General features: G+C 58.6%; 32 protein-coding genes, 1 tRNA gene and 1 pseudogene. 14 read left to right on the forward strand and 20 right to left on the reverse strand.

Annotated elements, in window-relative coordinates; all coding sequences use genetic code 11:
* Nucleotides 1–141 precede the first annotated feature (141 nt).
* The 4 genes from ACESMW_RS04660 to ACESMW_RS04675 all read left to right on the forward strand — a co-directional run bounded on the left by ACESMW_RS04660 (nt 142) and on the right by ACESMW_RS04675 (nt 1,420).
* Entirely contained in the window at nt 142–420 is a 279-nt protein-coding gene (locus ACESMW_RS04660; protein ID WP_031211838.1) for a type II toxin-antitoxin system RelE/ParE family toxin, read from the forward strand.
* On the forward strand, nt 420–713 hold the full coding sequence (locus ACESMW_RS04665) for a HigA family addiction module antitoxin (protein WP_023012140.1): 294 nt from the start codon (nt 420–422) through the stop codon (nt 711–713). The genes ACESMW_RS04660 and ACESMW_RS04665 overlap by 1 nt, the downstream gene beginning before the upstream one ends.
* 115 nt (nt 714–828) lie before the next feature.
* Entirely contained in the window at nt 829–1,140 is a 312-nt protein-coding gene (locus tag ACESMW_RS04670) for a type II toxin-antitoxin system RelE/ParE family toxin (RefSeq protein ID WP_012137896.1), read from the forward strand.
* The gene (locus ACESMW_RS04675) at nt 1,133–1,420 is read left to right on the forward strand and encodes a helix-turn-helix domain-containing protein (protein ID WP_012137897.1); all 288 of its coding nucleotides are present in this window, start codon (nt 1,133–1,135) and stop codon (nt 1,418–1,420) included. Before ACESMW_RS04670 ends, ACESMW_RS04675 begins: the two co-directional genes overlap by 8 nt.
* Nucleotides 1,421–1,509: 89 nt before the next feature.
* Here ACESMW_RS04675 and ACESMW_RS04680 read toward each other — a convergent pair whose 3' ends face one another.
* The 4 genes from ACESMW_RS04680 to ACESMW_RS04695 form a co-directional block, all read right to left on the reverse strand.
* Nucleotides 1,510–1,806: a type II toxin-antitoxin system RelE/ParE family toxin gene (locus ACESMW_RS04680; protein WP_372985901.1), complete on the reverse strand. Its 297-nt coding sequence runs from the start codon at nt 1,804–1,806 to the stop codon at nt 1,510–1,512.
* Complete coding sequence (locus ACESMW_RS04685) at nt 1,806–2,045, reverse strand: type II toxin-antitoxin system ParD family antitoxin (RefSeq protein ID WP_092002830.1); 240 nt, start codon at nt 2,043–2,045, stop codon at nt 1,806–1,808. Before ACESMW_RS04685 ends, ACESMW_RS04680 begins: the two co-directional genes overlap by 1 nt.
* 95 nt (nt 2,046–2,140) lie before the next feature.
* A complete protein-coding gene (locus ACESMW_RS04690) occupies nt 2,141–2,395 on the reverse strand; it encodes a Txe/YoeB family addiction module toxin (RefSeq protein WP_372985902.1) in 255 nt (84 codons plus the stop codon).
* A complete protein-coding gene (locus ACESMW_RS04695; RefSeq protein WP_007154508.1) occupies nt 2,392–2,643 on the reverse strand; it encodes a type II toxin-antitoxin system Phd/YefM family antitoxin in 252 nt (83 codons plus the stop codon). The genes ACESMW_RS04690 and ACESMW_RS04695 overlap by 4 nt, the downstream gene beginning before the upstream one ends.
* A 154-nt stretch (nt 2,644–2,797) precedes the next feature.
* Here ACESMW_RS04695 and ACESMW_RS04700 point away from each other — a divergent pair, with 154 nt between their 5' ends.
* A complete protein-coding gene (locus ACESMW_RS04700; protein ID WP_372985903.1) occupies nt 2,798–3,184 on the forward strand; it encodes a septal ring lytic transglycosylase RlpA family protein in 387 nt (128 codons plus the stop codon).
* A 30-nt stretch (nt 3,185–3,214) separates the two neighbouring features.
* On the opposite strand, the gene ACESMW_RS04705 is transcribed toward ACESMW_RS04700, so the two are convergent.
* A complete protein-coding gene (locus tag ACESMW_RS04705; RefSeq protein ID WP_372985904.1) occupies nt 3,215–3,889 on the reverse strand; it encodes a hypothetical protein in 675 nt (224 codons plus the stop codon).
* A gap of 147 nt (nt 3,890–4,036) precedes the next feature.
* On the opposite strand from ACESMW_RS04705, the gene ACESMW_RS04710 reads away from it, so the two are divergent.
* Nucleotides 4,037–4,519, forward strand: coding sequence for a YbjN domain-containing protein (locus ACESMW_RS04710; protein ID WP_091998252.1), 483 nt, complete (start codon nt 4,037–4,039; stop codon nt 4,517–4,519).
* Between the two features lie 79 nt (nt 4,520–4,598).
* On the opposite strand, the gene ACESMW_RS04715 is transcribed toward ACESMW_RS04710, so the two are convergent.
* The 6 genes from ACESMW_RS04715 to ACESMW_RS04740 all read right to left on the reverse strand — a co-directional run bounded on the left by ACESMW_RS04715 (nt 4,599) and on the right by ACESMW_RS04740 (nt 12,129).
* Nucleotides 4,599–4,970 carry a VOC family protein gene (locus ACESMW_RS04715; protein WP_372985905.1) on the reverse strand — a complete coding sequence of 124 codons (372 nt, stop codon included), beginning with the start codon at nt 4,968–4,970 and terminating at the stop codon, nt 4,599–4,601.
* A 109-nt stretch (nt 4,971–5,079) separates the two neighbouring features.
* A tRNA-Sec gene (locus ACESMW_RS04720) sits at nt 5,080–5,175 on the reverse strand.
* Nucleotides 5,176–7,110 carry a selenocysteine-specific translation elongation factor gene (gene selB, locus ACESMW_RS04725; protein WP_372985906.1) on the reverse strand — a complete coding sequence of 645 codons (1,935 nt, stop codon included), beginning with the start codon at nt 7,108–7,110 and terminating at the stop codon, nt 5,176–5,178.
* A gap of 10 nt (nt 7,111–7,120) precedes the next feature.
* On the reverse strand, nt 7,121–8,524 hold the full coding sequence (gene selA, locus ACESMW_RS04730) for an L-seryl-tRNA(Sec) selenium transferase (protein ID WP_372985907.1): 1,404 nt from the start codon (nt 8,522–8,524) through the stop codon (nt 7,121–7,123).
* Nucleotides 8,525–8,619: 95 nt separating this feature from the next.
* Nucleotides 8,620–9,330 (reverse strand): thioredoxin-dependent peroxiredoxin, encoded by a 711-nt coding sequence (prxU, locus tag ACESMW_RS04735; RefSeq protein ID WP_372985908.1) that lies wholly within the window; start codon nt 9,328–9,330, stop codon nt 8,620–8,622.
* Between the two features lie 66 nt (nt 9,331–9,396).
* Nucleotides 9,397–12,129: a cation-transporting P-type ATPase gene (locus tag ACESMW_RS04740; RefSeq protein WP_372985909.1), complete on the reverse strand. Its 2,733-nt coding sequence runs from the start codon at nt 12,127–12,129 to the stop codon at nt 9,397–9,399.
* Between the two features lie 211 nt (nt 12,130–12,340).
* On the opposite strand from ACESMW_RS04740, the gene ACESMW_RS04745 reads away from it, so the two are divergent.
* Nucleotides 12,341–14,551, forward strand: coding sequence for an OsmC domain/YcaO domain-containing protein (locus ACESMW_RS04745; RefSeq protein ID WP_372985910.1), 2,211 nt, complete (start codon nt 12,341–12,343; stop codon nt 14,549–14,551).
* Nucleotides 14,552–14,559: 8 nt separating this feature from the next.
* Here the strand turns inward: ACESMW_RS04745 and ACESMW_RS04750 are convergent, their stop codons facing one another.
* From ACESMW_RS04750 to ACESMW_RS04765, 4 genes and pseudogenes are all read right to left on the reverse strand, one after another.
* Nucleotides 14,560–14,913 carry a DUF1428 domain-containing protein gene (locus ACESMW_RS04750; RefSeq protein WP_372985911.1) on the reverse strand — a complete coding sequence of 118 codons (354 nt, stop codon included), beginning with the start codon at nt 14,911–14,913 and terminating at the stop codon, nt 14,560–14,562.
* A 15-nt stretch (nt 14,914–14,928) separates the two neighbouring features.
* Complete coding sequence (locus tag ACESMW_RS04755) at nt 14,929–15,288, reverse strand: YciI family protein (RefSeq protein WP_372985912.1); 360 nt, start codon at nt 15,286–15,288, stop codon at nt 14,929–14,931.
* 78 nt (nt 15,289–15,366) lie between these two features.
* Nucleotides 15,367–16,603: pseudogene (locus ACESMW_RS04760) on the reverse strand (RNA polymerase sigma factor).
* A gap of 43 nt (nt 16,604–16,646) precedes the next feature.
* Nucleotides 16,647–17,555 carry a LysR family transcriptional regulator gene (locus ACESMW_RS04765; RefSeq protein WP_372985913.1) on the reverse strand — a complete coding sequence of 303 codons (909 nt, stop codon included), beginning with the start codon at nt 17,553–17,555 and terminating at the stop codon, nt 16,647–16,649.
* A gap of 162 nt (nt 17,556–17,717) precedes the next feature.
* Between ACESMW_RS04765 and ACESMW_RS04770 the strand changes: the two genes are divergently transcribed.
* The 3 genes from ACESMW_RS04770 (at nt 17,718) to ACESMW_RS04780 (ending at nt 19,549) form a co-directional block, all read left to right on the forward strand.
* On the forward strand, nt 17,718–18,197 hold the full coding sequence (locus ACESMW_RS04770) for a DoxX family protein (protein WP_372985914.1): 480 nt from the start codon (nt 17,718–17,720) through the stop codon (nt 18,195–18,197).
* A 70-nt stretch (nt 18,198–18,267) separates the two neighbouring features.
* Nucleotides 18,268–19,158 carry a DODA-type extradiol aromatic ring-opening family dioxygenase gene (locus tag ACESMW_RS04775; protein ID WP_372985962.1) on the forward strand — a complete coding sequence of 297 codons (891 nt, stop codon included), beginning with the start codon at nt 18,268–18,270 and terminating at the stop codon, nt 19,156–19,158.
* Nucleotides 19,148–19,549 carry a DUF2784 domain-containing protein gene (locus ACESMW_RS04780; RefSeq protein WP_372985915.1) on the forward strand — a complete coding sequence of 134 codons (402 nt, stop codon included), beginning with the start codon at nt 19,148–19,150 and terminating at the stop codon, nt 19,547–19,549. The genes ACESMW_RS04775 and ACESMW_RS04780 overlap by 11 nt, the downstream gene beginning before the upstream one ends.
* Nucleotides 19,550–19,558: 9 nt before the next feature.
* Here ACESMW_RS04780 and ACESMW_RS04785 read toward each other — a convergent pair whose 3' ends face one another.
* The 5 genes from ACESMW_RS04785 to ACESMW_RS04805 form a co-directional block, all read right to left on the reverse strand.
* Entirely contained in the window at nt 19,559–21,322 is a 1,764-nt protein-coding gene (locus tag ACESMW_RS04785; RefSeq protein ID WP_372985916.1) for a choice-of-anchor Q domain-containing protein, read from the reverse strand.
* A gap of 175 nt (nt 21,323–21,497) precedes the next feature.
* Entirely contained in the window at nt 21,498–22,286 is a 789-nt protein-coding gene (locus tag ACESMW_RS04790) for an OmpA family protein (RefSeq protein ID WP_372985917.1), read from the reverse strand.
* A gap of 24 nt (nt 22,287–22,310) precedes the next feature.
* Nucleotides 22,311–22,685 (reverse strand): DUF4398 domain-containing protein, encoded by a 375-nt coding sequence (locus ACESMW_RS04795; RefSeq protein WP_372985918.1) that lies wholly within the window; start codon nt 22,683–22,685, stop codon nt 22,311–22,313.
* A gap of 174 nt (nt 22,686–22,859) precedes the next feature.
* Nucleotides 22,860–23,957 carry a malate dehydrogenase gene (locus ACESMW_RS04800; RefSeq protein WP_372985919.1) on the reverse strand — a complete coding sequence of 366 codons (1,098 nt, stop codon included), beginning with the start codon at nt 23,955–23,957 and terminating at the stop codon, nt 22,860–22,862.
* A 120-nt stretch (nt 23,958–24,077) separates the two neighbouring features.
* Nucleotides 24,078–24,248, reverse strand: a complete 171-nt coding sequence (locus tag ACESMW_RS04805) for a DUF2897 family protein (RefSeq protein WP_372985920.1) — start codon at nt 24,246–24,248, stop codon at nt 24,078–24,080.
* A gap of 172 nt (nt 24,249–24,420) precedes the next feature.
* On the opposite strand from ACESMW_RS04805, the gene ACESMW_RS04810 reads away from it, so the two are divergent.
* The 4 genes from ACESMW_RS04810 to ACESMW_RS04825 all read left to right on the forward strand — a co-directional run bounded on the left by ACESMW_RS04810 (nt 24,421) and on the right by ACESMW_RS04825 (nt 26,621).
* Nucleotides 24,421–24,744: a DUF3175 domain-containing protein gene (locus ACESMW_RS04810; RefSeq protein ID WP_372985921.1), complete on the forward strand. Its 324-nt coding sequence runs from the start codon at nt 24,421–24,423 to the stop codon at nt 24,742–24,744.
* A 58-nt stretch (nt 24,745–24,802) separates the two neighbouring features.
* On the forward strand, nt 24,803–25,015 hold the full coding sequence (locus ACESMW_RS04815) for an acetyltransferase (protein ID WP_372985922.1): 213 nt from the start codon (nt 24,803–24,805) through the stop codon (nt 25,013–25,015).
* Between the two features lie 65 nt (nt 25,016–25,080).
* Complete coding sequence (locus ACESMW_RS04820; RefSeq protein ID WP_372985923.1) at nt 25,081–25,593, forward strand: hypothetical protein; 513 nt, start codon at nt 25,081–25,083, stop codon at nt 25,591–25,593.
* A gap of 65 nt (nt 25,594–25,658) precedes the next feature.
* Nucleotides 25,659–26,621 carry a hypothetical protein gene (locus ACESMW_RS04825; protein WP_372985924.1) on the forward strand — a complete coding sequence of 321 codons (963 nt, stop codon included), beginning with the start codon at nt 25,659–25,661 and terminating at the stop codon, nt 26,619–26,621.
* Nucleotides 26,622–26,628 lie beyond the last annotated feature (7 nt).

The raw sequence follows: 26,628 nt of genomic DNA on the forward strand, positions 1-26,628 counted from the left end.
AAAGGGTTGAATCAAGTCACTGAATCGCCGTGGTACGTGATCCGTATGCCCGGTGATGTGGGAGGAGGGGCATCGTGAGGTGCCTCCCTATCCCGATTAAGCTCTATTGTTGCGTGGTGCGCAACATGCTAGTATTCCCTCATGATTAAATCATTCCGTCACAAAGGACTGAAGCGGTTTTACTCGACCGGCCACACGTCTGGCATACAACCCGACCATGCCAAGAAGCTGCGTATGCAGCTGGCTGCTCTGGATACGGCGACTTCAGTGGAAGACATGGATATCCCTGGTTTTCGGCTTCATCCATTGAAGGGCAAAGACAAAGGCCGGTGGTCGATTAGGGTTAACGGAAATTGGCGCATGACGTTCGAATTCCAGGACGGCAACGCCTACATTCTTGATTATGAGGATTATCACTAATGACTATGCATAATCCGCCGCATCCTGGTGAATTCATTCGCGAGGTGTACCTGGAGCCTTTCGGTATCAGCTCTCGTCAGCTTGCTTCCAGTCTGGGCGTTTCACCTTCTACTTTGTCTCGGCTGCTCAAAGGGGATAGTGGCATTAGCCCTGAAATGTCTTTGCGGCTGTCCAAGGTTCTCGGGCGTACTCCTGAGAGCTGGTTGGCGATGCAAGATATGTATGACCTATGGGTGGCTCGCGGCACAGTCAATCTGGATGGTATTCATCGCCTGGACTTCGAAGCAGCTTAACCAGTGGCTGTTGTCGGACGCGCCTGCGCTGGCGCTCCGGCACGCCGCAAAGCCAAGCGTTACACCTCACTGATCCGACCTTGACGTCTGTACGGCAACGCCGTATATTTTGGCAATGCTATTCATCGAAACCTCAACGTTCACCAAGCTATTGCCGAATTACCTCACGGACGAGGAATATCGTGGGCTTCAAACCTACCTTTTGCAGAAGCCGGATGCCGGGGATCTAATCAAAGGCTCAGGTGGCGTTCGTAAAGTTCGATGGGCACCAGCGGGTTCGGGAAAGAGCGGTGGTATCAGAGCCATTTACTACTGGAAGAAGTCTGACCACGAGATATGGATGCTCACGCTGTACAGTAAATCAGAGCGCGCCAGCATTCCTGGCCATACGCTCAAGCAGATAGCGGAGGCAATCAAAAATGGGTGACAGGAACCTTGGGGCAGAAATTCTTGATGGCATCAATGAAATCAAGCAGTTCAAGAAGGGCAAATTGGCTCTACGAACCCATGAGCTATCAGAGCCCTCACCGCCTAAAGTGATCAGGCTGAAGTTGAACATGTCGCAATCTGCGTTTGCCGGTCTTATGGGTGTGAGTGTGCGAACCCTTCAGGATTGGGAACAGGGTCGGCGCGAGCCGCAGGGGCCTGCGGTTGCGCTTCTGCGCATTGCTGAGCAACACCCGGAAGTTTTCAATCAGCTTCACTGACCAGAGTGAGGTGTAACCAGGCCATGCACCGGATGCCAAAACCTCCGCTTCGCTCTGGTTTTGTCACCGGTGATGGCGGGCGTTATGCCTTAAAGAAGATGCCCTTCTGGCAACATGCGTTTGTGCAGGATACGGATAACTTCAACGACACCGTCGGTGGCTACCCGATAAAAGATGATGTGGCTTCCTTGGGGGTACTGTCGGTAGCCTGGGCTGATCTCCTCGCAGGATTGCCCGAGGTTCGGATTTTCACCTAGTAGGTTGAAGCACTGGTCGAACTGAAAAATGTAGTGGTTTCGCTGATCCCGGCCCCATTCACGCTCCGTGTAAAGTGCAATCGATTTGAGGTCAGCTTTGGCCTTCCTGGAAAGCTTGAAGTTCGGCATCAGCGCTCTTCGTTGTCCAGTTCGCGAATGAACGAGTCATAGGAGTAGTCTTCAAAACCACTGTCCTCGCCTTCTTTAAGCAGTTTGCGGAGAGCAGTCAGGCGGGTTTCGGACTCTTCAAGCAGGCGCAATCCTGCACGAACAACTTCGCTGGTTGAGCTGTATCGGCCATTTTTGAGTTGTTCCGCAATGAACGCATCAAAATGTTGGCCTAGAGTGATGCTGGTGTTCTTTTGCATGATGCCACCTCGCTAGTACCAATAATTGGTATATTTTGGTCCAGGTGGCATAACAATGCAATCCACGCGACAAGCGCGTGATTGGGGGCGTTAAATCAGTAGTGATACCGGAGTTGGGCGATAAGCAAAGCGTCATCCGTGACTTTGTAAACTATTCGGTGTTCTTCGTTGATCCGGCGAGACCAGTATCCGGCGAGGCTGTGTTTGAGGGGCTCTGGTTTACCAACACCTTCGAACGGTTCTCGCTTGGTCTCTTTTATCAGCTTGTTGATTCGGCTAAGAATCTTTTTTTCGGTTTTCTGCCAGTACAGATAGTCTTCCCATGCGTTCTCGGAGAAGATCAGTTTCATTCAAGAAGTTCCTTTTCCTGACCACCGCCTTGTTCCAGTTCGGCAACGGATTCCAGCAAACGACGGGCGTTCTTTGGTGCGCGCAAAAGGTATGCAGTTTCTTGCAGCGCCTCGTAGTCTTCAAGTGAGATCATTACCACGGACTGCGCCTTACTCCGGGTAATGATTACTGGAGAATGGTCCTCACAGACCTGCTCCATGGTTTTTGCTAGATTGGTTCTAGCGGCTGTGTAGCTAATGGCATCCATAAGGTTGCTCCTGTACAGGATATTGGTCATGTTCAGAATACCGTACGCCAAAGGATTTAACAATCGGCTGCACAGTGACCGATTTTCCCCCCGGTTCGCGGCTCCAAACCGGCGTGTGAGCCGGGCGTAAGCCCAACAAAAGACTCGGACCAAGATGAATACGTTCAAAAATTTAGTAGTAGTTGCATTTTTCAGCCTGATCGCAGGATGTTCAAGTGTCCAGCCTGTGGCCGGGGGTAGCTGGGCTGGATTCACTGAAACCGGGCAAGCGTCTTTTTATGGGGATAAGTTCCAGAACAGACAGACTGCCAGTGGCGAGCTTTATAAGCACGAGCTTCCTACCGCAGCACATAAAAAGTTGCCGTTCGGTTCAGAGGTGAAAGTCACCAACCTGGAGAATGGCAAGAATGTCGTTGTAAAAATCAACGATCGTGGGCCATTCGTGAAGGGCCGTATCATTGATCTCTCGAAATCTGCGTTCAGTAGTATCGGGAGCACATCATCGGGCTTGATCGACGTGAAAATCGAAGTGCTGAGGTAGCCCAAAGGGAGAGAATGCAGCGGACACCAATTACGGTTTCCCAACACTGAACTGCCAGTCAAACCTGCTTCGCTTCCACATCATCGCGGATAACCCGAAGTAGAGGGACATGTATAACGCAAAGTGCCATTCGATGACGTTCTCCGACTGATCGGCCCAGCTGACGCCGGTGGCTTTGATGACAACGTTGGCGATGCCCAGGCACCAATAGAGCACCATTAACAGGAACTGCAGGCTCAGGTAGCGGCGGATGTGGGTGTCCAGCTCGGTCGATTTCTGTTGAAGGCTTCGAATACTGAACATCTGTGCCAGTACCGTCAGGGCAAAATAGAGCGTCGTGCCGTATTGGCGCAGGAACTGGTAGAAATCGCCTTCGGTTCCCAGGAAGTCCACATAGAGAATCAGGAAGAGCGCGCCAATAGCCCCTGAAACAAAGGTCCAGGGATGGGCCTTTTGTGTGATCTGCTTTAACCAGACGCTTTGCAGGTACCAGAATAAAACCAGTAAAGCAGCCACGGGCATCATCAGGCCGCGAAACAGAAAGATCGCATTGCCTTCACGGGCCGCACGACTGATGGATGTGCACCCTCCGACATAAGGCACGCATTCGTTTGCCACCCCTTCCCATAATCCAAAGAAAAATGACCCGTGAGCCGCGATGATGGGAATCAGGCAAACACTCCAGGCAATATGGTGGGGATGCATACTGAGCTCCTGAACTTTTGAATTTTTATTATGGCAAGTTCGAGGAAAATGGGCGTGGATTGATCAAGCAAGAGCTCCCCGCTGACAGGGTGATTGCTAGTCCGTATTGGTATACTTCTGGCCGTACATAATCTGGAGGAACATTTTTTGAACGATAAACATTTGAAGTATCTGCTGATGGCATTTGCTTGCCTTGCGATCTTATTGGGTGGCGGTATGGCGCATGCTGCAAAGATGATCGATGGCAGTAAGCCTGGGGATATCCTGGAGATTGCCAAGGGTTTCGGCTATGCCACCTTGGACACCGATGATGACGGCGACCCGATGATCACTGGCCGTATCGATGGTAACCGCTTCGTTATTCACTTTTATAATTGCACCAATGGTGAGAACTGCGGCGTGATCCTGTTGAGAGCGGCTTGGATATCTGACAATGTCGACTGGGAGACGCTCAACGGCTGGAATACCAGAATGCTGGTCGGCATGGCCTATCTGGATGATGAGAACGATCCGGTCATCGAGTTGCCGGTGATTCTGGAGGGAGGGGTCAGTGCCGATAATCTTGAGGAGGTCTTTGATTACTGGCGCACCGTGCTGGGGAGCTTCGAGACGGAAGTGATCAAGGACTGACAATCAGCTTTGGTTCGGAATGATTACTCTGGCAGGCCGCCCTCATGGCTGCGGCCTGCATCTTTATTGAATCGCCGTCTTACCCGAAGTAGAAAAACGCCAGCTTGTTACCATCCGGGTCTTTCACGTAGGCCCCATAGAACTGCCCCGGAATGCGCTGCCCCGGTTCGCCGTCACAGGTGGCGCCCAGTTCAATGGCCTTTTTGTAGTGGGCATCGACGGCCTCCTTCGATCCGGGGTGGATGGCCACCATGTTGCCGTTGCCCGGATGGTTGGGTTCGCCGTTGAACGGTGTGCATACCGCCAGAGTGGGTTCGCGCATGCTCTTGCCGATGAACGCGATGCGGTCCATATCCAGCAATACCTTGGCGCCCAGATCACTCAGCAGTTCGCTGTAGAAGGCTTTTGCCCGTTCCATGTCACTGACACCGATGGTGACGTAGCCGATCATTGTGTTTTCTCCTCATTGGTTGTTGATGCAGCAGTGTAAATACGAGGCGAGCGGCGAAAAGCTCTGTTCGTCTCGGGGCTGCCAGGCGAATAGTCGGGAAGGGTAGAGATGGCGGAAGAGAGCAGGAGTCGAACCTACCAGGGATTGCTTGACAACCCCTCCCGGTTTTGAAGACCGGGCGCCCCACCGGGGAACGATCTCTTCCTTAAGCGTTTCTTGCTGACCAAGGTGGTGCAGTACTGTCCTCGCGAATTACATGGTCGTCACGGACTCGCCGAGTGTAGCCGATGCGATCGAAGAATTCGAGAATGCGAATAGCCACCTTGCGACCGCCGCTGCCGTCCGGATAGAGGATGTCCCGAAAAGGCGCTGCTCGGGCGCCGTCCTGGGTTTCATTGAGCTGGCGGACGATCCCGGCCAGCTCAGCCACGGCGTCGGTGGTGAAATAGTGGTCGTGGGCGACCGGGTAGAGTTCTCCGGCACGGGCGAGGCGTTTGAATAGTTGCCGCACCTCGTGCTCCGGCACGCCGGTGGCGTGGAAGACGTCCCGTACGCGCGGCGGGTTATAGGGCCTTTCGTCCAATAGTGGCTTGAGCCGGGCAAATTGCGCCCGGTCTTCGTCCGTGACATTGGCGCGGTGTGTTGGCAGGTGCAGCCAGGCCCGGGTCTGGATGATCTGGCCGGATGCCAGCAGTTCGTTGCAGAGGGCGTCGAAGGGAGCACCGGCGAGTCGTGCGGCAGTCATTCGGCGCAGACGGTCAGGCTCGACACCGATCATGTCCGGGCTGTTGTCGTGTTCGCGGGCAAGGGTATCGAGCAACCGGGTCTTGAGTGCCTCCCAGGCCGGTTGGGTGAAACCGGTGGCGGTCTCCCGATCCCGGATCACCTTGAGCCCTGCCCGCTCCCAGAGCACTTCAGCTTCCTCATCCGCCAGGTTCCAGTCCAGGGTGAAACGCCGCAAATCAACGCCGGCCGCAGCCTGTTCTGACAGGGTTTGCAGTGTGACCAGAGGATCGTCCCGGCGCATCTGGTCAAGCAGCGCCAGGCGTTGTTCACTGCGTTTGTGGCGCGTGGGCGGGAAGATGTCGAGCACCCGGCCTCCGCCGACGGTGCGACGCGCGCCGGCATCGCGCAGGATGAAGCAGTCCCCCCGCAGGGCCAGGGTTTCGCGTTCCAGCAGGATTTCGGCCAGCGCTGTGTTGCCGGATTCCACCTTCTTGCAATCGAGCAGTGCCACGCGCCCCATGATGTCATCGGCGCCCAGGTGTACATGCACGGTTTGCATGTGCTTGACCGGTTGCTGGCCGGCCGGAACCCGCAGTTCGCCCTGGAACCGCGTGAGCGGCAGATGCAGTGACGGGTCGATCAGCCGCATGCCCCGCTCGATGTCCTGCTTGTCGAAATCCCCTTTCAGGGCTACGGCGCAGCGGTCGCCGGCTCGGCCGGTTTCGGCTTCCCGGTCCTGAACGTGCAGTCCTCGCACTCGTGCCGTCAGGCCGGCCGGTGAGACCATGACTGTCTGGCCGACGGTGACGGTGCCTGCGTGGGCCGTGCCGGTCACGACCGTGCCGACGCCGGTAATCGAGAAGCGCCGGTCAATGGCAAGGCGGAAGCGGCCTTTTGCCGGCCGGGTGGGCCAGGCGGCTGCGGCGGTTTCCAGATACCCCCGCAGAGCCGGCACGCCCTCGCCGGTGTGGCCGGACAGGGGAAAGACGGGGCTGTCCCTAAGCCCGGTCCCGGCGAGCAGTTCCTTGATTTCTTCTTGTGCCTGCTCAAGCCGCTCGGGCGAGACCGCATCGATCTTGGTCAGGGCGACTGCGCCCTGTGTCCGGTCCAGCAGGTCGAGCAGTTCCAGGTGTTCCCGGGTCTGGGGCATCGGTCCGTCGTCAGCGGCAATGACCAGGAGCGCGAAATCGATGGCGGTCGAGCCGGCGAGCATGTTCCGGATGAGTTTTTCATGGCCGGGTACGTCAACGAATCCCAACACCGAACCGTCCGGCAGGGGGCTATAGGCATAGCCCAGGTCGACCGTGATGCCGCGGGCCTTTTCCTCCGGCAGGCGGTCGGCGTCGACGCCGGTCAGCGCTTTGACGAGGGTGGTTTTGCCGTGGTCGATGTGTCCGGCGGTGCCTATCAGCATGGTGCGGGGCTCAGCGTGTCGGGGTTTGGGGCAGATCCAGTTGCGCCGTGAAATTCGCTTCCTGTTCTGGCGGCAGGCAGCGCAGGTCGAGCAGCAGGGCGCCGTCCTCGATGCGGCCGACCACCGGCTTGGGCAGGCGGCGCAAGCGGGCCTCGAGATGGTTGAGCACGCTACCGCTGCGGCCTTGCGGACGCACCGCGAGACCGGCGGAGGGCAGGCGATCCACCGGCAGCGAACCCGAACCGATCTGGGAGCGCAGCGGGACGATCTCCACGTCCACCGGCCACGCGTCGAGCGCGGATTTCAGCTCTGGCAGCAGCCGCTGGGCGGCTTCGCGAATTTCGGCCTCGGGCCGGGTCAGTTGCTGCAGGGTGGTCAGGCGTTGTGACAGCCGATCCGGATCGCGATACAGGCGCAGTACGGCTTCCAGGCTGGCCAGAGTCAGCTTGCCGACGCGCAACGCCCGCTTTAGCGGGTTCTGTTTGATCTGGGCAATCAGGTCGCGGCGGCCCACCAGCATTCCCACTTGCGGGCCGCCGAGCAGCTTGTCACCGGAGAAGGTGACCAGGTCGGCGCCGGCCTCGATGCTTTCGCGCGGGGTGGGCTCATGGGGTAATCCCCAGCGTTCGAGATCGGTCAGGGTACCCGAGCCCAGATCCACCGCGAAGGGCAATTCGTGCTCATGGGCGAGGGTGGCGAGTTCGTGTTCGGGAACGGCGTGGGTGAAGCCCTCGATGGCATAGTTGCTGGTGTGTACCTTCATGAACATGCCGGTGCGCGGGCTGATGGCGCCGTCGAAATCCCTGAGGTGGGTGCGGTTGGTGGTGCCAACCTCGACCAGCTTGGCACCGGCCCGTTTCATGATATCCGGGACCCGGAACGCACCACCGATCTCGACCAGCTCACCCCGGGAAACCACCACTTTTTTCTTGTGGGCCAGGGTATTGAGCAGAAGAAACACCGCGGCGGCGTTGTTGTTGACCACCGTGGCGGCCTCGGCACCGGTCAGTTCGCAAAGCAGTTGCTCGACCACGTCGTCGCGATCACCCCGGCCGCCTTGCTCGATATCGTACTCCAGTGCACAGGGGTTGCGGGCCGCCTCGACCAGGGCCGCGATGGCCTCCTCGGGCAGTGAAGCGCGGCCGAGATTGGTGTGCAGCACGGTGCCGGTCAGGTTGAACACCGGGCGCAGGCGGGGAAGGGCCTGTGCCTGCGCGGCGGCGGACACATCCTCGATCAGGCTTGATTCATCCGGAATCGGTGCCCCATTACGGCCGGCCTCGCGGGCTGAGGCCAACTGGTCGCGAATCAGGCCGGTAATGACGGCGCGACCATGGGCTTCAACCAGGGCCTCGATGCGGTCATGGGTTAGCAGATGGCTGACCGAGGGCAACTTTGAAAGAGCATTCATCATGGAGTTCCATTTGTTGTCATCGTCCCGCCTTCCAGCCAAAAAGAACCCCGCCACTGGGACGGGGTTCGTGATGCTTGGCTACGAGATGAGACCGATCATTCCATGGAGGGATTCCAGACCTTCCAGACATTCCCGACCAGATCCGGCCCGGGTTTGAGGGTGGTCTTGCCCGGTTCCCAACCGGCCGGACAGGCTTCTTTGCCTTGAGTCGCACGAACGTGCTGGTAGGCCTGAATCTGCCGGATGGTTTCACCCAGCTTGCGGCCGACTGGCGGGGTGAGCATTTCCATGGCCTGGATGACACCATCGGGATCGATGATGAACCGACCGCGGAGCTCAACGCCCTGATTCTCTTCCCAGCAACCGTAGGCCCGGCCCAAGGCGCCGTTTTGATCGGCCACCATCGGGAAGGGGACTTCTCCTCCGATCATTTTGCTCAGTTCGTGCTCATCCCAGATCTTGTGCACGAACTGACTGTCGACACTGACTGAAATGACTTCAACATCCAGATCCTGGAGCTTCTGATAATTTGCGGCGACCGCCGACACTTCAGTAGCTCAGACGAATGTGAAATCACCCGGATAGAAACAGAGCATCACCCACTTGCCGGCATAATCGGAGAGCGACACGTTGGTGAATCCCCCCTTGTGATAGGCCGGTGCTGTGAAGTCCGGGGCCTTTTGCCCGACACGTGCTGCCATCACAGATACCTCTTCTTTCGCGGTTGGTTCAGTTGTTTCCGGCGGTGGGCCGCTCTCGACCGAGCCGGTAGGCCGGTCACACGATGCAGAATCCTGATTTGCCATAAGTTCTCCCTCAATAGCGGTGTGACAGATGCGAGTACAGGTACTCAAAACCCGTCACATTCAAGATTAGCGCATGGGAAACAGTTTGCCAGTCAGCCACTTTTCCAATTCGAGTATCATGAGCACGCCCAGTCCGATAGCAAGTATCACGAACCACATAGCGGCAGGGATGGGCCGGGTGCCAAAGAATGTTTCCATGAACGGTGCGTAGGTGAAAATCAATTGCAGTAATATCACCACGCCGACTGCCACCAGGACCTTGCCCGAGCCAAACAGTCCGGCGAATCCCAGCGAAGTGCTGCGAAGACGGCGCACACTGAACAGATAGAAAATTTCCATGATGACGAGGGTATTGACGGCATAAGTGCGCGATTCCTCAAGGCTGTAGCCGTGGTATTGGGTCCAGCTGAAGATGCCGAAGATTCCCGCGGCGAACAGCGACGAAACCAGCAATATGCGCCACACCAGGAAGGAGGTGAGCATCGATTCCTTGGCGGGCCGTGGCGGGCGTTTCATGATGTCGTTCTCACTGACTTCGAAAGCCAGTGCCATCGCCAGCGCCACCGAGCTGACCATATTGACCCAGAGAATCTGCAGGGGTGCAATGGGCAGAGTCAGTCCCGCGAGGATAGCCACGATGATGCTGACGGATTCGCCACCATTAACGGGCAACAGAAAGGCAATGGCTTTTTTCAGGTTGTCGTAAACGGTGCGTCCCTCACGCACCGCATCGACGATGGAGGCGAAATTGTCATCGCTGATCACCATCTCGGAGGCTTCCTTGGCTGCCTCGGTGCCCTTGTGGCCCATGGCGATGCCGACATCGGCACGCTTGAGCGCCGGCGCATCATTGACACCGTCACCGGTCATGGCGACGATGGCTCCCTGCTTCTGTAGCAGGGTGACAATTCGCAGTTTGTGCTCGGGACTGACCCGCGCGTAGACGTCCACCTCACTCAGGCGTTTCTGAAGCTCGGCATCGTCCATCGATTCCAGTTCGTGCCCGGTAATGGCCGCAGAAGTGTTCAGGAGCTTGAGTTGCGCGGCGATAGCACGCGCCGTTGATGAATGATCACCGGTGATCATCTTCACCCGGATTCCGGCTGCCTGGCACTCGCTAACGGCGCTGATCGCCTCTTCCCGGGGCGGGTCGATCAGCCCATAAAGACCGAGCAGTGCAAGGCCGTTCCGGACATCATTGAAGGTGAGCTCTGACTGGTCATCGCGAGCTGGCTTTGTGGCCACGGCCAATACCCTCTGCCCCTGTGCTGCCATCTCTTCGATTTGTTGGTGCCAGTAATCACGATCGAGCGGCTGGTTCTGATCCGCTCCCACTACCTCCTCACACAGTTCCACCACCCGCTCCGGGGCTCCCTTGAGGAAGATAAAGGCATGTCCTTCATGACTGTGGTGCAGTGTCGCCATGAACTTGTGCTCTGATTCGAAGGGAATGAGATCAGTGCGTGGGTATTGTTTGCTTTCCTGTTCCGGGTACATTCCGGCTTTCATGGCGGCGACCAGCAGTGCGCCCTCCATCGGGTCGCCATGGACTTGCCACCCGTTAGCACCCTCGCGTTTCTCCACTGAAGAATCGTTGCACAGTAGCGATGCCAGGAGCGTTTGGTGTAATAGGTTATCCTCGCTCGGCTCGCAGGTCTGACCATCGCGCTCGAACGTGCCGTGGGGATCATAGCCGGTGCCACTGAGTGCATAGTGGTCCCCGACAGTGACAACACTGCGTACCGTCATTTCGTTTCGGGTCAGGGTGCCGGTTTTGTCGGAGCCGATGATACTGACCGAACCGAGAGTCTCGACCACCGGTAGCCTTCTGATGATGGCCTTGCGCCTGGCCATGCGCTGAACGCCGATAGCCAGGGTCACGGTGAGGATCGCCGGCAGGCCTTCGGGTATGGCTGCCACGGCCAGCCCGACCACGATCATGAACATCTCCACCGCTGTGTGATCCCGAAGGGTGATCCCGGCCACAAAGACCAGCATTGCGACCAGCAGTACGGCAGCGGTGATCCAGCGCGCCAACAGGTTCATCTGTTCCAGAAGGGGCGTGGTGAGCGACTCCACATGTGACACCATGGTGCTGATGCGCCCGATCTCGGTACCAATTCCAGTCGCCACAACAACGCCGGTACCCTGCCCCTGGGTGACCAGGGTGCCTGAATAGGCCATGTTCCGTCGGTCACCCAGAACCGCATCGGGCCGGATCGGATCAAGCGATTTCGTGACCGCCACTGACTCTCCGGTAAGTGCAGCTTCCTGGACCTGTAGCCCCTTGACCTTCAGCAACCGCAGGTCGGCTGGTACCTTGTCACCCGATTGGAGCATTACCCGGTCCCCGGGCACCAGTTCCTCGGCGGGCAACGATACCCGACGTCCTTCGCGCACTACCATCGCCTTGGCCGAGAGCATCTGGCGGATAGCCCGCAGGGCATCCTCGGCTTTGCCCTCCTGGATAAAGCCGATGGTGGCATTCACCAGAACGACCGCCAGGATGACCCCCGTATCAATCCAGTGATGCAGTGCCGCGGCAATTGCGGCCGCTGCCAATAACACATAGATCAGAAGGTTCCTGAATTGGGAGAAGAGGCGGACCAGCACGCTGCTCCGCCTGGCTTCAGGCAGCGCATTCGGCCCGTATTCTGCCAGCCGCCGTCTGGACTCCTCCTCGGACAGCCCTTCGCCGTCGGTATCAAGCTGCGCCAGCAGATCGTCCTGGCTCAGGGCATGCCAGGTTGGTTGGGATGACGCGTCGTCGTCATGAGTCTGAATGCCGGATCTTGCCATGGGCTGTTCCTTTTCCCGGGGTGAGCCGAAACGATACAACAGAGTTAAACACAAGTTTGCGTTTTGCACATGACCCGGATCAGGACTCCGCTTTTCTCTGCCTGATTAGGGGTTTGTACCAAGCCTTCGAGACGAACCCCCTCAAAAACTGGATAATGACGGGTTTAAGCCTGACGGCTCGCCGAAATTCTCCAAGCCTGGTGCTCCCGCTATGGAAATCAAAGTCAATTTTCTCGACAACCTCCGCCTTGAAGCCAAGTTTGACGATTTCACCGTCGTCACCGATCAGCCCATCCGTTACAAGGGCGATGGCTCGGCCCCGAGTCCTTTCGACTACTTCCTGGCATCCTCAGCGCTGTGTGCGGCCTATTTTGTCCGGGTGTATTGCCTGGCGCGTAACATTCCCACCGACAACATCCGGCTGTCCCAGAACAACATCGTGGACCCGGAGAACCGCTACAACCAGATCTTCAAGATCCAGGTGGAGCTGCCGGAGGATCTGCCCGAGAAGGACCGCCAGGGCATTCTGCGTTCGATCGACCGCTGCACCGTGAAAAAGGTGGTGCAGACCGGCCCGAACTTCGAAATCGAGACCGTGGAAAGCCTGGACGAGGATGCCCAGGCGCTGCTGATGGTGGAGCCGGACAGCGAACATCACACCTTCATCGAGGGCAAGGACGCACCGCTGGAGCAGACCATCGCCAGAATGACCGGCATCCTGCGGGAGCTGGGCATGAAGATCGAGATCGCCTCCTGGCGCAACATCGTGCCCCACGTGTGGTCCCTGCACATCCGTGATGCCGCCTCGCCCATGTGCTTTACCAACGGCAAGGGTGCCACCAAGGAGAGCGCCCTGTGTTCGGCCCTGGGCGAGTTCATCGAGCGGCTGAACTGCAACTTCTTCTACAACGATCAGTTCTTCGGCGAGGAAATTGCCAACGCCGATTTTGTGCATTATCCGGATGAGAAGTGGTTCCAGCCGGGCCCGGAGGATGAGCTGCCCGAAGGCATCCTGGACGACCACTGCCTGGCCATCTACAACCCGGAGGGGGAGCTTGGTGGTTCCAACCTGATTGATACCAACTCCGGTCGGGTGGACCGGGGTATCTGCTCCCTGCCGTTCGTGCGCCAGTCCGATGGTGAGGTGGTGTATTTCCCCTCAAACCTGATTGAGAACCTGTTCCTGAGCAACGGCATGAGTGCCGGTAACACGCTTGCCGAGGCCAAGGTGCAGTGCCTGTCCGAGATTTTCGAGCGGGCGGTGAAGAAGCAGATCATCGAGGAAGAGATTGCCCTGCCGGATGTGCCCCGGCATGTGCTTGAGCGCTATCCCGAGATCGTGGAAGCCATCGAGGCGCTGGAAGCCCAGGGCTTCCCGGTGCTGGTGAAAGATGCCTCCCTGGGTGGTCGGTTCCCGGTGATGTGTGTGGCCCTGATGAACCCGAAAACCGGCGGTGTGTTCGCCTCCTTCGGGGCGCACCCGAGCTTCCATGTGGCCCTGGAACGCAGCCTGACCGAGCTGATGCAGGGCCGCAGCTTCGAGGGCCTGAACGACGTGCCGCCGCCCACCTTCAACAGCCTGGCCGTGTCCGAACCCAACAATTACGTGGAGCACTTCATCGACTCCACCGGCGTGGTGTCCTGGCGCTTCTTCAGCGCGAAGTCCGACTACGAGTTCAGTGACTGGAACTTCTCCGGCAGCAACGAGGAAGAGGCCGATCTGCTCTTCGGTATCCTCGCGGACCTGGGCAAAGAAGTTTACGTGGCGGTGCATGAGGATCTTGGCGCCCCGACCTGCCGCATCCTGGTGCCGGGCTACTCCGAGGTCTATCCGGTGGAGGACCTGATCTGGGACAACACCAACATGGCCCTGGACTACCGGGAAGACATCCTCAACCTGCACGCCCTGAGTGACGAGCAGCTGGCGGACCTGGCGGAGCGGCTGGAAGCGAGCCAGCTCGATAACTACATGACCATCATCGCCCTGATCGGCGTGGAGTTTGATGAGAACACCGTGTGGGGGCAGCTGACCATCCTCGAGCTCAAGCTACTGATCTGCCTGGCCCTGGGCTGGCATGAGGAAGCGCTGGAATTTGTCGAGATGTTCCTGCAGTTCAACGACAACACCGTCGAACGTGGTCTGTTCTACCAGGCCATGCAGGCGGTGCTGGAAGTGACCCTTGATGAGGAACTGGAGCTGGAAGACTACATCGTCAACTTCCGCCGCATGTTCGGCGACGACACCATGGATGCGGTAGTCGGCTCCGTGGAAGGCACCGTGCGCTTCCATGGTCTGACGCCGACCAACATGCAGCTCGAAGGTCTGGAGAAGCACCTGCGACTGGTCGAGAGCTACAAGAAATTGCACGCGGCCCGGGCACGGGCCGCAGGTATGCCATCGGGAGAATCCGGGGGCGCCTGAGCGCCCTTCTATTCCTCCACCACGACTTCAAAGCCCCCGTAGATGAGCCGCTTGCCGTCAAAAGGCATGGGATTCACATCCGGCTGTAAGCGGGGGTCTTCCATGATTCTGGGCATGGCCTTATCCCGTACCTCCCGGGAGGGCCAAACCAGCCATGAGAACACTACCGTCTCATCCGGGCGGCTTTTGACCGCCATGGGAAACGAGGTGACTTCACCCTCGGGTACATCATCTCCCCAGCATTCCACCATCTTCACAACACCGTGTTCCTTGAAGACGGCTGCCGCATCACTGGCGTGCCGGATGTATTTCGCCTTGTTGGCGGTGGGTACGGCTGCAACAAATCCATCGATATAGCTCATGGCGAGTCTCCTTGTTCAGTCTTTTGGGGGCAGTTCCCGAGCAGGTCTTACCTCGATACTGCCAAAACGGGCGGGAGGAATCCGGCTTGCCAGTTGAATCGCCTCGTTCAGATCCCTGGCTTCCAGCAGGTAGAACCCCGCCAGTTGTTCCTTGGTTTCCGCGAAGGGTCCATCGGTGATCAGCACCTCCTCATTCCGGACCCGAACGGTGGTGGCGGTATCCACCGGTTGCAGGGGCTGGCCGGTCACAAAATTGCCCTGGGCTGAGAGCCGCTCCACGCCGGCCACGCATTCCTGGTTGAGGTCGTGCCACTCCTGCTCGGTCATCGCATCGATGATGCTTTCCTGGTAATACACCAGGGCAACGTATTTCATGGTCTGCTCCTTTGTTGGTGGTCTTTTATAAGGGAGTCGTCCAGCACCAACGGAAATCGACAGCATCGGAAACTTTTTTCAGGTATTCGGCTCGAGTTCTGCCAGCCGACGTTGAAGGAATCGTTGCTCGGGACCCTGGCTGGTCAGCTCTATGGCGCGTTGGTACGCCGCTGCTGCCGCTTTCGGGTCGCCGGCGCGGCGATAGAGATCGGCGCGCGCGGCATGGAACAGGTGGTAATTGAGGATCTCTTTTTCGGTGATGAGGGCATCAAGCAGCCGAAGTCCATCTGCCGGCGTGTCACGCATGGCAACGGCAACCGCCCGGTTGAGTGCGATTACCGGAGAGGGCTGCTGGCGGTACAGGGCATCATAAAGACGGGCGATTCGGGCCCAGTCGGTGGCTTCTACCTGAAGCGCTTGGGCATGCACGGCAGCGATGGAGGCCTGCAGGGTATAGGGACCGGTAGGGGAAGCGGCGAGGGCGAGTTCCAGCCACTGAAGTCCCTGATGGATGTCCTGTTGGTCCCATAAGGTACGGTCCTGATCTTCGAGGGTTACCAGCTCACCGTGGGCGTCCTGGCGAGCATGACGTCGGGAGTGGTGTAGCCGCATCAGTGCGAGAAGTCCAAACACTTCCCCTTGAGGCAGCATGCGTCCAAGCTCCTCGGCAAGCCGGATTGCCTCATTGGCAAGACCGGTGTCAACAACCGCGTCTCCGTCGCTTCGGGAGTAGCCTTCATTGAATACCAGGTAAATAACTCGGAGCACATCCGGCAAACGCTGCGGAAGTTCTCTCGCTGCGGGAATCTCGTAGGGGATCCCCGCTTCCCGGATCTTTTTCTTGGCGCGCACGATGCGTTGGGCCAGGGTCGCGGGCTTTTGCAGCAGGGCGCTGGCTACCTGCTCGGTGGTCAGTCCACACATCTCCCGAAGTGTCAGGGCTACCCGGGCATCTATGGAAAGGCTGGGATGGCAGCAAGTGAACAGCAGCCGGAGCTGGTCGTCTGCGATGGTTTGCTCATCGGGCTCGGGAGCAACGTCTTCATCGTTTGCCAGAAGATGGGAATACTGCCGGGCGGGCGGTCTGCTTACGCCGGATCTGGTCGATGCCTTTGCGATGGGCCGCGCGAATCAGCCAGGCTGTCGGGTTGTCGGGGGTACCTTCCTCCGGCCATTGGCGGATGGCGGCGGTGAAGGCCTCCTGCATGGCCTCCTCGGCCAGAGCGAAATCGCCGAGCAGGCGGATGAGGGTTGCGAGCACCCGCCGGGACTGTTGCTGGTAGAGTTGCTCAAGTGCGAGAGGGTCGTTTGCCATTGGTTGCTGTCCGAGTTTTTCACTCCAGTGCAGTCACTTTAGTTCACTCGAAGCGGTCCCAATAGGGAGGATCTCCGAAGTAGCCGTCGAGAAAGTCGACAAAGCTGCGTACCTTGCTGGCCAGCAACTGCCGGTGCGCGTACACCGCGTATAACGCCATGGGCTCCGGTTCATGATCGGTGAGTATGACCCGCAGCTTGCCGTCCCGGATCGCTGAGCCTGCGATGAAGGTGGGCTGAACCGCGATGCCGGCCCCGGCAATAGCGGCCTCCACCAGCACATCGCCATTATTGCTGACCATGTCGCCCGTCGAATGGTCACCCGCACTCTGAAGCCAGCGGTGAACCTGTCCGGTGGCATCCTGATCCATGTAGCTGTAGCGCAGGTACCGGTGATTCCGGAGGTCCTCCGGGCACCGGGGTGTGCCGTGCTGTTCCAGGTAATCCGGCGAGGCGCACATCACCAGCCGCACCGGTGCGATGCGCTTGGCGATCAGTGACGAGCTTTTGAGGTGGCCGATGCGCAGGGCCACGTCAAAGCCCTCCTCGACGATATCCACCTTGCGGTCGTTCAGCTGCAGGTCGATGTCGACGGCGGGGTGGGTCTGCTGGAATTCGGTCAGCAGGAGGGCCATGTGGCGGATGGCGAAGGACACGGGGGCACTGATGCGTAACAGGCCGCGGGCCTCGGTCTGCAGGTCGCCCAGCTGGTTTTCCAGGTCGTCGATGTCGGTGAGCACCTGTTCGGCGCGCTGGTGGTAGCGGGTGCCGGCTTCGGTCAGGTGAAGTTTGCGGGTGGTGCGGTTGAGCAGGCATACGCCCAGGTGCTGTTCAAGCTGGGAAACGTATTTACTAACCAGCTGCGGTGACATCTCCAGTCGTTCCGCGGCACGGGTAAAAGTGCCTTCGTTTACCACGGTAACAAAGGCGCGCATGGCATCGATACGATCCATTGGTTTGTCCTGACTTGTTGTGATCGCACATTATCAACATACGGTTGATAATAAGACAACGTTGTCCACCTTAGTCTTTCATTCTGGCGATAGTAAAGTAGTCCGATCTTCTGGAGCGGCGCTTCAGAGCCAATCAACAGCGAAAGATTCAAGGTGACCCTTATGAACACTCAATTTGCCCAGGCGCTTTTCGGCTCTACTGGCGGCTTTGCCGCTCTGATCCTGCGGGTACCGGTCGGACTCATTCTGGCGGCCCATGGCGCGCAGAAATTGTTTGCCTGGTTTGGCGGCTACGGCCTGGAAGGCACCGGTCAGTGGATGGCCAGCATCGGCCTGGAGCCGGGCTACCTGATGGCGCTGATGGCCGGCAGTGCCGAGTTCTTCGGCGGCCTGGCGCTGGCCCTGGGCTTGCTGACCCGTCCGGCGGCACTGGTCAATGCGGTAGCCATGCTGGTGGCGGTCTTCGCAGTGCATATCGGTAATGGTCTGTTCATGTCCAACAATGGCTATGAGTTTGCCCTGACCCTGTTCGTGGTCAGTTTGGCCCTGGCCATTCAGGGTGGTGGACGCTTCGCCCTTGATAATGTGCTGCTCCAACGCCTGAGCGCTCGTGCTGCATTCAGCAGGCCTGCGGCGGCATAATCGAATCGGCACAAAGAACCAAAGTCGCTCCCTGATATCCCCGGGGAGCGTTTGTTCGGGAGTGACAACCATGCAGACAAGTACCGATGTGCTGTTCATTTCCCACGGTGGCGGGCCGATGCCGTTGCTGGGAGACCCCGGCCATCGCGAGATGGTCGAGCGGCTCGTGGAAATGGCCGGCCAATTGGCCAAACCTTCGGCCATCCTGGTGATCAGTGCCCATTGGGAAGAGTCGGTACCGACCATCACGTCCGGCGCTAATCCGCCGTTGATCTACGATTACTACGGCTTCCCTCCGGAGTCCTACGTCATTTGGTACCCGTGTCCTGGAGAACCGACGCTCGCGGGACAGGTTCATACAGCGCTAGGTAACGCCGGGATACCGGCGAGACTGGATGATCAGCGCGGCTTCGATCACGGCCTGTTCGTTCCACTGAAGCTGATGTACCCGGGGGCGGATATCCCGTGCGTGCAGTTGTCACTGGTGAATACCATGAATGCGGAAACTCACCTGGCCATTGGCCGGGCTTTGCGGGTTTTGGACTATGACAACCTGCTGGTGATCGGCTCGGGATTTTCCTTTCACAATATGCGCGCATTTTTTGCGCCGAACACGCCGGAAATCCAGGCCCGGAATCAGGCCTTCGAGCACTGGCTGGAAGAAACCTGCACAAATGCAACGATCACTGAAACGGATCGGGCAGACCGTCTGAGGCACTGGGACCAGGCCCCCACGCCCGGTTTTGCCACCCCCGTGAAGAGCATCTGTTGCCGCTGCACGTGTGTTACGGGCTGGCTGGGCAGGCCGCTCAAACCCGCTTTGAAGCAACCATCCTCGGGAAGCAGTCGGGGATGTTCTATTGGCGATCAAGCCATTGAAGTGGGAGTTCACACACAGCGTCCGGAGTGTGCCAGAATCGCCATGATACGGGTGAAAAAGGCGTATTCTCTTGTCCCCTGAGCTCTATCTCCTGTTGGCAGATTCACTGCTGGTGCTGCATGTACTGCTGGTGGGCTTTGTTATTTTCGGTCTGGCAGCGATTTTTATTGGCCATTTCCTCAAGTGGAGTTGGGTGCGGAATGTCTGGTTCCGGGTCACGCACCTGGTGGTCATCGTCATTGTTGTGCTGCAGGCCTGGTTGGGGGTGCTGTGCCCGCTCACGGTCTGGGAAATGGAGCTGAGGGAGAGAGCCGGCGCGGCCGGGTATGAGGGCTCGTTCATTCAGCACTGGCTGCAATCCTTACTGTATTACAGTGCGCCGGAGTGGGTATTTATTCTCGCTTACACCGCGTTCGGGGGCGTCGTCCTGGCCAGCTGGTTCCTGGTCAGGCCCGGGCGCCCCCGAAAGTGAAGGTAAGCGTCAGCTGAGTTTTTGGCCCCTGCGTTGACGACGCAGCATCAACCCACCAATTGCGGCAGCCACAAGGCCGGGCAGCAGAGGATCGAAGGGAGCATGGGGATTCACGGTGCAGCCACCGCTGCCGCCACCGCTGGACGTGGTCGGGGTTGTGGGCTCTTCAGGAGGAATGGGCTCCTCCGGAGCGGGCAACTCGAAGGCCCCGATATCGGGGGTGGCATCCCGCGGCTCGCCGCGCTGGTCTGTGGTCACTCCAGCCGTCGCAATACCGGCGCCCAGTGCCGGGCTGTCTTCCTGAAGTGCGTGGGTCAGTGTAGGCCCGCCGTTGTCTGCCAGTGCCTCAATTTTCGGATCAACGTTGTTGGTGTCGTTCGTGTCATTTAGCCAATCAACGTTGGTCACACAACTGTTATCGCTGCTCAGGTTATAGCCTAGGGAGGCTACAGAAGTGTTGCTTCCCGTTTTCCCGCAGTTAGCGGGGACCCGGTTCGCCTCATCTGAACCAGCTAGGTTGCCTTCCAGCAACACGTTCTTCAGCGTGACGGTCCCGCCGCCCGCCGGGAAGGTGTTGATACCCGAACCCGCGGTCTGGCTATCCGCATTGGCGATGTTCCGGGCAATAGTGACAAAGTTGAGATTCGCGGAGCCGTTGGTGTACAGACCACCGCCGACATCCGAGCCCAGATTGCCGCTGATGGTGGAGTTCAGCATGTTGACTGTCGCGCCAGAGCGGCTGCTGATGGCACCGCCGCCAATCGCTTCATTGCCGGTGAGAGTCACGCCGGTCAGAGAGATTGGTGTTGCGCCAGTGACGAACATGCCGCCGCCGCCTTCGGCGCTATTGTCGCGGATGGTTGAGTTGGTGATGGTTGTGTTTGCTTCGTTGTACAGGCCGCCACCATTCGTGCCGGAGGTGTTGTTGCTTACCACGATGTTGGTCGCTGTGGTTGTTGCTGCGAGGTAGAGCCCGCCACCGTCGCCCTGTGCGCTGTTTCCGTCAACCACGACGTCCGATAGGGAGAGGGAATATTCGGTACCCCCTTCCTCACCGCCGGTGGATCCACCTGTGCCTCCAGCATTGGCGTTTTCGGAACCTTCGAGATTCGGATCAACCTCAACGACAGCCGCCGCCGCACCGAGCGCCAGTGCGCCACCAGCCCTGCGCAGGTAGTAGTAGGTAGGTGAATCACCCGTGTCAGGAGTCGGGTTCGCTATGCCCAAATTATTCTCGAACGTCTGCCCGCTCGCCAAAGTGACGCCTTGAATGCTCACATCGACGTTGGTGGTGTTAACGTCCGTGGTATAGATGTGGAAAATCCGATCTGTTTCCAGTTCTGTCAATGCTGCGGGGTCCCACTCGATTCGGGTCGTGTCGGAGCCGGCTCCGGTAATGGTCATGCTCTGAATCAGGTCGAGATCGCCAATCGTCGCATCAGGGATGTTGTCTACGGTTGGTGCTTCTATTCCGCTGGTATTGGGCACCTCATCCAGTCCAGGCAGTGTCAGCCGGTACGTCCCCTCTGGCAGGATGATGGTATTGTCACCGGGTTCGTAAGCTCCTTCTGCCAGACAGTCGCTGGCTTCAGATCCCGCTGTATTGATGGCGATCACGGCTTCGCGCAGTGAGCACAGGTCGTCACCCGCATTCAAAACGTCAATTTCCGTGTTTACAGTAAGGGTCGCCGAATGCGCGCCGGTTGCGGCCATGGCGGCGCCGAGCGCCAGCGGGAAAAGCGAGTAGTGCCGAGAAACAGATCGTGTTTTCATCCTGAGGCTCCCTCCTGAAAAACACTCTGATCAATCTATAAATTGGCGAATAAGTGATCTCGCCTTCTTTTGCAGAATAGAACCCCAATGAGCTTTTCACACGTTTGATACCTCGTTGGTGTCTTGGAATTGACGTGTATCAAGTGATCCGGGCCATTGGGGTTCAGTGCAGCGGCTAGCGTGTCTGAATGACCCCGTTTTCATCCGAGATAACAATCTCCACCCGCCGGTTCTGCTGTCGCCCGGCACTGGTGTCATTGGATGCCACGGGATAAGCCTCGCCATAGCCCATGACTTCGATCCGGCTGCGGGCAATGCCTTCGGCGGTCAGCGCATCACGCACGGCCATGGCTCGTCGCTCAGACAGGTCCTGGTTGTAGGACTCCGAGCCGGTGCTGTCGGTATAGCCCTCGACCCTCACCCGGCGGTCCCCGTATTCCATCATGAAGTCGGACAGCCGCTGAACGGTGCGCATACCGGCGGGTTTCAGATCGGCCTTATTGAGGTCGAACAGGACATCGCCCAGGGTCAGGACCATACCGCGCTCGGTTTGCTCGGCCTGGAGGGCCTCCATTTCCGCCCGGAGCGCTTCTGTTTCGCTGGTACTCATTTCCAGCATGAGTTGCTGACGGCGCTCCTCCGCAGTACTGATTTCTTCCTGCAGTTTTGCGCGCAACCCTTGCTGTTCGGCAATCTGGGCGTGGCGGTTTGCAAGATAGGCCACGTGTTCCACCTGACTGATGTCGGCGTCGTCTTCCAGCAAGGCTTCCGCCCGATCCAGCTCAGTTTTGGCATTACGAAGTTCTGTTGCGGCGCTTCGCGCTACGTAAGGATTGCCCGAGATGCTGTTGTAAGCCTGGCGAGCCTCTTCGACTTTCGCGTTCTGTTCGGGGGCGCTGGCACAGCCAACCATCAAAGTGGATAGCCCGGCCGCCATAACTGTAGAAAGTGTACGGATCTTCATATCAATCTCCTTATTCCGGGCTTCCTATTGGTTCATTTCCATTTGTTTGCGGAGGTTTTCGATGCTGCTGTTGATCTCCGCTACAGCCCTCCTTGCCTTCTCGGTTTCGGCCCGAGCGCCCGCCAGCTGGGCATCAACGGCGGCCTGTTCCAGTAACCTCTCGGCTCTTCCGTACTCCTCCCGGTCTATCAGCTCACGGGCATCGGCCAGCTTGTTCTGAGCCTCGTTCAGCAATATGGGTTCGAATTCTCTGGCATCTGCAGCTTCTGCCTGCTGGATAGAGGTGTCCGCCCACTGAAGCTGGCTATCCGGTCTTGGGCCGGGACCGGCGCAGCCGATGAGCGTGGCAGTCAATCCAAGCAGAATGAGGGTGCGTGCGTAGTGATTGTGCGGCTTCATGAATGAACTCCCTTTTCCCAGACATTTCCTGTGATGTGGTGGTGCATCCGGAATTGTTAAATTCTGTAACCACTGACGTTCACTATAGCAGTCTGGTGGGAAGAGCAAGGCAGGAGTGGTGAAAAAATGATCAGCTCGGCCCGGGTACGGGTTCTACCCGGGCCGAGGCGGGGATCAACGCACCCGATCGGTCTGCAGGTACTGCTTCTTCGGCAGTGAGATGCCGTCGTCGTACAGGGTGGTTCCCGAGCGCAGGCACACGGAGAGGTTGCGGTGGGACTCTCCGGTTTCCTTAGGCAGAAGATCCTTCACGGTGTCCATCTCCGTGAGAAGTTCCTGCTCGGACAGGTTCATCTTCTCGCGGGCGAACTCACTGATCTTCAGCCCCTGGACGATCTGGTAGCGGCCGTAATCGCAACGTACGGGAAACGAGTAAATGATGCCTTTCTCGATGCCGTAGCTGCCGTCACTGACAATCCCCATGCTGACCCAGTCGTTCTCCGGTGTGCCGTTAATCCAGTCATGCATGTGGTGGAGGATGGCCGGGGCGGCGGAGGCGGCACTGGAGTGGCCGCGGGCGTCAAGGATGGCGGAGCCCCGCTTCTGGATCTTCTCGATGAAGGTGTCCCGGTACCAGTCCTGGTCGACCTGCGGCAGCGCCGGCTCGCCGTAGATGGTGGCGTGGTGCAGGTCCGGGAACTGGGTGGAGGAATGGTTGCCCCAGACGGTGACGCGGCGGATGTCCTTGGGGTTGGCGCCGGTATGGTTGGCGAGGATACCCCGGGTCCGGTTGTGGTCCAGGCGGGTGAGGGCGGTGAACTGCGCCGGTGACAGATCCGGCGCGTTGCGGCTGGCGATCAGGGCGTTGGTGTTGGCCGGGTTACCGACGACCAGCACCTTCACATCGCGGTTGGCCAGCTTGTTGATGGCCTGGCCCTGGTGGGCAAAGATTGGTGCGTTGGTGGCGATCAGCTCGCTACGCTCCATCCCCGGCCCGCGGGGCTTGGCGCCGATCAGCAATACATAGTGGGCACCGACTACGCCTTCCTCGAAGTTATCGTGCAGGCTGATGCTGTGCAGCAGCGGGAACGCGCAGTCCTCAAGTTCCATGGCGATACCACGCAGCGGTTCCATGGCCTGTGGCATTTCGATCAGTTGCAGGATAACCGGCTGGTCCTGGCCGATCATTTCACCGGTGGCGATCTTGAACAGCAGGGAATGGCTGATGCTGCCGGCGGCGCCGGTGATGGCGATTCTGACGGGACGTTTCATAGCAAGTAACCATTGTTGTTGTGGGTCCGGGTTTGCCGGCGTTCACCGGCGAAAACGAGAATGACGATTATGCTTGGAGGATAGAGGGTTCGTCATTGCCTGCGATGGTTTGTCGCACCTTCAGTCTTCGCCCTCGGCCTTGTCTTTGGCTTCCATCTCCTCTTTGCGCTTGCGGATTTTCTCCAGTTTTTCCGGTGGAAGCCGCATATGGGCAGAATCTCGCAGCAACATGAGGCTGCCAACGATCAGGGCCAGCGCGAGCAGAATAATGATCCATCCAATTATCGGCATGCCGTTTACCCTCGGGAGACACCAACCTCCATGGTGCACGAGGCCGGATGTTCCTTCCACATCATTTTGCTGCGCTGGCCGCCAATACCGCGGCCGGACTACATTACAGTCTGTATCCGGCTACACCGTTTCTGCCGAAGAGCGGGTGGGGTAACGCACGCAGGAGGGGATCATGAGTTCACAACAAGACCGGAGTGAGCCGGCAGGTAAATGGTCACAGAAAGTGACGGAGACCAGTGACTCGCTGGACCTCGAGGACGGTGTTTTTACCCTGGAGGATCCGAAGGAGATTGCGTTATCCCTGAAGCGTTCAGCGGAGCAGAGTTCACGGCGGAAATCCGAACCTTTCCGCTCCGCCATGTCGATGCTGACGTTCTACATCAACCGTGCGGGCAAACATCTTCCTGAAGAGCAACGGCATCGGCTGGAGCAGGCGAAGGATGAACTGCGGGTCATGTATGGCCGGCCACGGAAACAGTCTGGAAACCGGAAATAAGCAGACTGTGGGGTCTTCTGTTAAGTTTAGGGATAATCCCCCGAGAAGGAGTTCGACCATGTTCGTTGCCGAGAAAGCCACCGGGCACTTGATTGAAGTGCTGGACAGCGCCGCCCTGTTCGACCCTCACCTGGATTCCATCAGAGGCAGTCTTCACTACGGAGAGGAAGCGCAGGACCCGGAATCCTTCCGGAAATCCGAACTGGTATTTCCCTCCGGGGAACCCCTGCCGAAGTGCTGGACAGACCCGAATTACCGCCGTAAGGAATAAATTCTTTCCTGAGCCGTCCTCCTGATGAAAGCAACCCGAAACGGGCAAATCAGGAGGACGTAACCATGAAAAAACACGTACTGACCCTCGCAATCTGTTCCATCCTTTCCACCGGTGCACTGGCAGCCGAAGGCTCCGGTTCCGCCAATGCCAGTATGCAGGCCGAGACCAACATGAGTGCTGAGGCCAGTGCCCAGAATGGTGTTTCGGTCCAGGGCGGCGGATCCGCTTCGGCTGAAGGCAGCGCCAATGGCCAGTCGGTTCGCGACGAGGCATCCGAACAGGGCCAGGCGGCCAGCAGCGAGGCGCGCCAGAACACCAATCAGGCCGTACAGGTGGGCGTCGAAACCGGTCAGAAGGTCCGGGGCACAGCCAACGCCACGGCCGAAGCCGCTGCCTCCACTGCGGATGAACAGCGCCAGCAGGCGCAGGAGCGCATGAATGAGGCCCGGAAGGCCGAAATCCGGGCTGAAACCAATCAGCAAATCGGCACGTCTGTCTCCGATAGCGTGAAGAGTGAAGTTAGCAACACCGTGAAGGGCACGGTGCAGGGCTCCGCCACCGGCGGCGTTCTGTAAGCACTCACCCAAGCGCGGCCGGGTCCTGAAGTGGCCCGGCTTTTTTCTGGCAGAGAGGTACAGACATGCAACTGATACACCGAGCTTCCGCACTGACCCTGGCGCTGGTTTCTCCCGTACTGGCAGTCCAGGCTTCAGAGCGCGCCGACCTGAATGGCTACCTGGAAGGTGGCTATGAGCACGACAGTAACCTGACGGTTGATGAGCTGAACTCAGCTTCCGGAGAAAGCGACGAGGCCTGGGTTTACGATGCCGGCCTGGAAGCCGTGCTGAAACCGGCAGAACGACTGAACCTGACCCTGGGCTACTCGGCTTCCGGTAGCCGGTACCGGACCTTCGACCGGTTCGACCAGGATATCCATCTCGCCTCCGCGGATCTGAGCTATGATTTCGATCCGGTCACTGTGGGTGCCAGCTACCACTATTCCCGGGCCACCCTGGGTTCCGACCCTTTCCTGGATTACCGGCGGGGCAGTGTTTATCTGGGGAGCCTGTTGGGCGAGAACGTCTACCTGTTGGTGAGCCTGCAGGACAAGGGCAAGGATTTCGAAGACAGCGATGCCCGGGATTCGGACATCCGCGGCGCCAGCCTGGATGCGTTTTTCTTCTTCAATCAGGCTCGGAGTCACGTGTTGTTCGGGCTCGACGGGGATTGGGAGGACGCCGAGGCGGATGCCTACGACAACCGCCTGGTGCGGGTCAGGCTTGCGCTGGTGCACAAGTTTGTCCTCGGTGGAGAAGATAATCGTTTCCGGCTGGGTTGGCGTTACGAGGACCGGGAATATGACGAGGTGATCATCAGCAGCTCCGATCCGCTGCTTACGGACCCGCTGACCGGGGATCTGGCAGAGCGGACATCAAGCCAGCGGGCGGATAAGGCGGCGATCTTCGAGGCCAGCTGGCGCATCGGTCTGAACGACGTGTTCAGCCTTGAACCCAGCATCAGTCATGGCAATCACACCTCGAACGTGGACTCGGCGGATTACGACAGGACCGTGGCCGGGGTCACCCTGAGGGCGGGCTTCTGACCCGCAC

The organism is Marinobacter sp. (genome assembly GCF_041690455.1).
In the GTDB taxonomy this organism is placed as follows: domain Bacteria; phylum Pseudomonadota; class Gammaproteobacteria; order Pseudomonadales; family Oleiphilaceae; genus Marinobacter.